This is a genomic window from Devosia insulae DS-56 (genome assembly GCF_000970465.2).
GTDB classification, from domain to species: domain Bacteria; phylum Pseudomonadota; class Alphaproteobacteria; order Rhizobiales; family Devosiaceae; genus Devosia_A; species Devosia_A insulae.
On the sequence record NZ_LAJE02000122.1, the window covers coordinates 1 to 5,349 of the forward strand.

The 5,349-nt window shown below is 64.6% G+C and carries 4 protein-coding genes; 2 read left to right on the plus strand and 2 right to left on the minus strand.

Annotation, left to right across the window (positions count from 1 at the left end; translation table 11 throughout):
* Positions 1-246 precede the first annotated feature (246 nt).
* Together VW23_RS07845 and VW23_RS07850 are read right to left on the minus strand one after the other, a co-directional pair.
* Positions 247-2,751, minus strand: a complete 2,505-nt coding sequence (locus tag VW23_RS07845) for a beta-mannosidase (RefSeq protein WP_084645746.1) — start codon at positions 2,749-2,751, stop codon at positions 247-249.
* Positions 2,752-2,866: 115 nt separating this feature from the next.
* Positions 2,867-4,030, minus strand: a complete 1,164-nt coding sequence (locus VW23_RS07850) for an MFS transporter (protein ID WP_069909025.1) — start codon at positions 4,028-4,030, stop codon at positions 2,867-2,869.
* Between the two features lie 102 nt (positions 4,031-4,132).
* Between VW23_RS07850 and VW23_RS29720 the strand changes: the two genes are divergently transcribed.
* Together VW23_RS29720 and VW23_RS07860 are read left to right on the plus strand one after the other, a co-directional pair.
* Entirely contained in the window at positions 4,133-4,888 is a 756-nt protein-coding gene (locus VW23_RS29720) for a metalloregulator ArsR/SmtB family transcription factor (RefSeq protein WP_176730353.1), read from the plus strand.
* Positions 4,889-4,921: 33 nt separating this feature from the next.
* Positions 4,922-5,230: a YciI family protein gene (locus VW23_RS07860; protein ID WP_069909027.1), complete on the plus strand. Its 309-nt coding sequence runs from the start codon at positions 4,922-4,924 to the stop codon at positions 5,228-5,230.
* The last annotated feature ends 119 nt before the right edge of the window (positions 5,231-5,349 follow it).

The following is a 5,349-nucleotide window of genomic DNA, read 5'->3' on the forward strand; positions in this document are numbered from 1 at the left end:
GCCACCAAGCCAACCCCAGAACCAGCGACATCGCGCACAAATAAGACCGGGTCACCGTCACCTGGCCCATCCCGCTCGCCCAATCGCAACCAACCTGCCGAAACCACCCTTTGCGCAACAGGCCCTTCATGGGGGACTTCGAGCCGTCCCGAAGGGCAAATCGCTCCAGTGGAGCGATTTGAGGGGAGAAGGCCATGAGAGCTACGCTCGAATGGCGAGGGAGGGGGCCGTCTCTATCAGTATGGCCTAGTACGTCTGTCTCAGGTGCCCAACCTTGAGGCTGTTGGCCAGTGCATCCTTCGTCACCGCCGCCCCTTTGCGCGGCGTGAAGTTCAGCTTCACCTCCCGCCCCGGCAGCAGCGTCACGGCATTGTCCGAGAAGTAGCCGGGCACATCCACCGTGGCCGTTACGAACACCGCTGGCTTATCCGATGTCAGCGTCAGCACCGGCGCCTTGTCGCCGCCCGACCAGCTCGCCTTCACCTTGGCTTCGCCCAGCTCATATGCCTTGTACGCCTTGGGGAAGTAGTCGTTCTCGCCCAGGAGCTTGCCGTCTTCGGCGGTCCAGGAGAAGAACAGGAACTCGTTGGCCCCCAGATCGGCAAGCTTCAGCTTGGTCGCCACCACTGCCTTGTCGGGGTTGGACTTCACCTTTGCCGTAGCGATGACGCGGGCCTTGCCGTTGGCATCCACCGCCTGAACTTCCACAGCGATTTCAGCCTTCTCGGCGGTATCGTTGATGGCTTTGAGGAGGATGGTGTCGCCGTCCGGTACGGCCACGACATTGATTGGATTGTAAAAGCGCTTCGCCATGTAGTGCAGCAGCTTCCACTGCCCGCCATAGTCGAGGCTCGACCAGCTGGCGACCGGGTAGACATCGTTGATCTGCCAGTAGAGCGTGCCCATGCAGCGCGGCTTGGTGGAGCGCCAGTATTCGATGGCGGTCTTGATGGCGAGACCCTGCTGGATCTGGCTCAGGAACACCATGTTCTCGAAGCCGGCGGGGAAGCGGAAGTAGCGCGTCATGGTCTCAAGGATGCGGGAATTGCCGCCGGTATTGCGCTGATGCGCTTCCATCACCGGTGAGGTCGGGTTGCGGTCCTCGGGTTTGGTAAAACTCTCGATGACGTTCATCGAGGTGAAGCTCTGGAAGCCAAATTCGGAGGCGAAGCGCGGGTTCACCTCGCGATAGGCGGAGAAATCCCTGGCCGAGTGCCAGACGCTCCAGTAGTGCGTGTCGCCGCGCGTATCCATCAGCCAGCCGTCGGAATAATCCATGTAGCCGAGCGATGGCGAAGACGGCCAGAAGCGGCGGGTTGGATCTTCGTCCTCGACGATATAGCCGAGCATCGAGTTCAGCCGGTCGTAATTGGCGACGTAGCGCTCCGGCGCCGCCTTGGTCTCGGGGTACCAGTGGAGCGAGCCGATCACCTCGTTGTCGCCGCACCAGAGCGCAATCGAGGCATGGTGGCTGAGGCGGCGGATCTGCTGGGTGATCTCGGTGCGCACATCGGCGAGGAAGGCGCGATCGGATGGGTAGCTCATGCAGGCGAACATGAAGTCGTGCCAGATCAGGATGCCGAGCTCGTCGCACATCTCGTAGAAATAGTCGGGCTCGTACTGCCCGCCGCCCCAGATGCGGAGCATGTTCATGTTCACCGCCTGGGCGCTTTCGAGCAGGTCGCGAACGGTGTCGGGGGTGATGCGCGACGGGATGGCGTCGGCGGGGATCCAGTTGGCGCCGAACATCGAGATGTCGCGGCCGTTGATCCGCACCTTGAAGCTGTGGTCGATCTCGTCCTTCTCGACCAGCCACTCGAGCTTCCGCAGACCCAGCTTGCGCTTGCTCACTTCGCCGTCGAGCGTGGTCCAGAGCTCGTAAAGCGGCTGCTCGCCCTGCCCGTTCGGCCACCACAGCTTTGGGTTCTTGATGGTGACGTTGTGGGTGAAGACGTTCTCGCCCGGCCGTACCACCACCTTGTCGGCGAGCTTCTGCCCATCGACCTCGTGCATCAGCTCAACCGAGCCCTCGGCGAAAGCGAAAACCCGAGTCGTGATCGAGAGTTCGACGGATTTCTTGCCATGGGCCTGCTCGACGGTGACGCTCTCCTGCCGCGCCATTCTGGAGCGCCGAATGACCATGCGGCCATAGACGCCAGTCGGCATCAGGCAGATGCCCCAATCCCAGCCGGCGTGGCAGGCGGCCTTGCGCACGAAGTTCATGTGCACGCCTTCGAGGCCGTTCGAGAGATAGTTGTAGGTGAAGGGGATCGGGAACGGGTGGGCGTCGGAGCGGGCCTTGGCCACATCGCGGGTCACCGCAAATTCGATGCGTAGCGTGTTGGTGCCGGCCTTCACCTTGCCGGTGACGTCGATGTCGTAACGGATGAACTGGTTCTGCGTCTCGGCGATCGCCTCGCCGTTGAGGATCACCGTGGCGATGGTATCGACGTTGTCCAGCGTCAGCGTCAGGTAGCCGTCGATATCGGCGGCGCTCGCCTCGAACTTCCGCTCTACCGTCCACGGGGTCTTGTTGACCCACATGACGTCGACTTCGTTCTGGCCGAAATACGGGTCGGGGATTTCCTTGGCGTCGAGCAGCGCGGTGTGCACGTCGCCCGGCAGGGTGATCGGCGCCTTGAGCTTGAGCTTCGGCGACGTCAGCTGGAACTGGCCGGCGAGATTGAGTTCGCTGTAGCCGGGCGCAGCCGAGGACTTGGCGGGCTCGGCCGCGGTTTTGGTCTTCGCCATGGGGGAGTTCTCCTCGCGGCAGCCGCTGCCGCCTCATATTGCAACGTCGCAACCGGGCAGGTGAAATCGATTGCGGTCGGGGTTGTAGCGGGCTTCGCGGCAGGTGCCAATGGCGTCAGGCGGCGGTCACCACTGGCGCTGCACGTCGCCGCGCCAGGGTGAAGGCGACGGCGATGGCGACCACAAACACCGGCAGCAGGAGTACGCCAAGCGCGGCGCGCAGCCCGAACAGTTCAGCCACCGAACCGATGATCGGCGGGGTGAGCAGAAAGCCGACCAATGAGACCAGCGAGACCAGCGCCACATTGGCTGCCGGGGTGTGTCCGGCGGCTGACGCTGCGGCGCTCACGGCCAGCGGTACGCCCACCGAGCCGCCGAAACCGGCCAGCGCAAAGCCAACCAGCGCCCAGGGGTAATCCGGTGCGAAGACGACGAGTAGCAGCCCGACGAGGGCTACGGCATAACAGCTTCGCGCCACCACCACTGCACCCCAGCGGCTGCGTACCCAGTCGCCGTTGAACCGCCCCACCGCCATCAACAGCGAGTAAGCCGCGTAGCCCAACCCAGCCGCGCCGGGGTCAGCGCCCAGCACCTGCCGCAGATAGACCGCCGACCAGTCGGCCGCCGCGCCCTCGAGAATATTGCCGGCCAGCGCGACGATGCAGATGCCGAGCATGATGGCACCGGGGATGAACAACCCGGAGACTGGCGTGTCACCGCTCGGCGAGCCGGCGCCGGAGGGACCGCGCGGCAGCCGCATGGCTATGGCAGGCCCGACCAGCAACGCCAGTGCCGCAATGGCGGTGATCGACAACTGGGGTGCGAGGCCCCAATGCGCCGCGGCGGCGCCGGTGAGGCTGCCGACCATCATGCCGAGGCTCCAGAAGCCGTGGCAGCGGCTCATGATGACGACCTCATCGCGCTTCTCGGTCTCGTCGGCGACGATGTTCATGCCGAGTTCGATCGTCGACATGGCGAGGCCGGCCAGCGCCAGCGCCAGGAACAGCACGATGCCATCAGGGGCGAAGGCCGGCGGGCAGATGGCGACGATGAAGGCCGGCAGGCTCCACAGCACGGCGGCGCGCCCGCCGGCGCGGCCGACGACAATGCTGACGAAGGGCAAGGCGATCAGCAGCCCGACCGGCAGGCCGAGCAGCGCATAGCCGAGTTCGGCGGGGCTCAGCCCCAACCGTGCCTGGATGTCCGGGATGCGCGGCAGCCAGGCGCCGAAGGCCAGCGCCTGCACGAAGAACACCGTCATGATCAGCCGCGATGCCATGCCCTGCCCCTCCCAAGGCACGCGGAGACTAGAGGTGCTCACCCGCCCTGTCTCTCCCGCCTTAGGGCTATGGCTTGACATGTGACCATTTGGTCACCTATTGTGGCGACTGTGGATGCCGTCTTCAAAGCCCTGGCCGATCCGACCCGAAGGCAGCTGCTCGACAGCCTGCGCGACAAGGCCGGACAGACCCTGACCGAGCTCGAACAGGGGCTCGGGATGACGCGGTTTGGGGTGATGAAGCACCTCAGGGTGCTGGAAGAGGCGAAGCTGGTGACGAGCCGCAAGGAGGGGCGGTTCAAGTACCACTACCTCAACGCCTCCCCGATCCAGGAAGTCGCGGATCGGTGGATCGCGCCCTACCAGAAGCCGTTCGCGCGCTTCGCACTCGATTTGAAGAACCAGTTGGAGAGTTCAGTACCGATGGCCGACAAACCGAATTTCGTGCTCGAAACCTATATCCGGACAACGCCGCAGGCACTGTGGGACGCCCTCACCCGCCCCGAGCAGACGGCGCTCTACTATTACGGCACGCGGATCGACAGCGACCTGAAGCGCGGCGGGCCGTTCCGCTACCTCACCAGCGACGGGCAGGTGATGCTCGACGGCGAGGTCGTCGAAATCGAGCCGCTGAAGAAGATCGTCTCCAGCTTCATTCCGAGCTGGGCCGAGAACTCGCAGCCGACCCTCGTCACCTTCGCGATCGAGCCGATGGGCGAGGTCGTCAAGTTCACCATCACCCACCACGACTACGAGAAGGCCAATGCCGGCATCGATACCGGCTGGCCGGTGGTCGTCGCGGGTCTGAAGACGCTGCTCGAGACAGGCAAACCGCTGAACCTGCCGACCAGTATGTGACCACCAAGCAGCGGCAAACAGGGAAACAGAAAAATGGCAAAGTACATCCTCGGCTTTCACGGATCGCCCGCTTCCTCGCCCGCCGACCTCGAGGACTCGATGGAGAAGTGGATGGCCTGGTACAAGGGCATGGGCGGCGCCGTCGCCGACATGGGCAACCCGGCAGGCCCGAGCAAGACCATCGGCGCCGATGGCCGGGTGGCCAGCACCAATGGCAACGCGCTGACCGGCTATTCCATCCTCGAGGCCAACAGCCTCGACGACGCCATCTCGCTGGCGCGCGGCTGCCCGATCTACGCCGCCGGCGGCTCGGTGGAAGTCGCCGAGCTGATGTCGATGTGACGTGAAGGGCGGCGCCCACGCGACGCCGCCCGTCCCCGTCGGTACTGGTGCCAATGCACGGAACTCTCGGTGCTCCTCCACCGTGAAACGGGGGAGGGGGACCGCCGAAGGCGGTGGAG

What these genes read in the sequence shown, in the direction of transcription:
- VW23_RS07850 (WP_069909025.1), bottom strand. Translation starts at nt 4,030, where the DNA reads ATGGCATCGCGGCTGATCATGACGGTGTTCTTCGTGCAGGCGCTGGCC.
- VW23_RS07845 (WP_084645746.1), bottom strand. Translation starts at nt 2,751, where the DNA reads ATGGCGAAGACCAAAACCGCGGCCGAGCCCGCCAAGTCCTCGGCTGCG.
- VW23_RS07860 (WP_069909027.1), top strand. Translation starts at nt 4,922, where the DNA reads ATGGCAAAGTACATCCTCGGCTTTCACGGATCGCCCGCTTCCTCGCCC.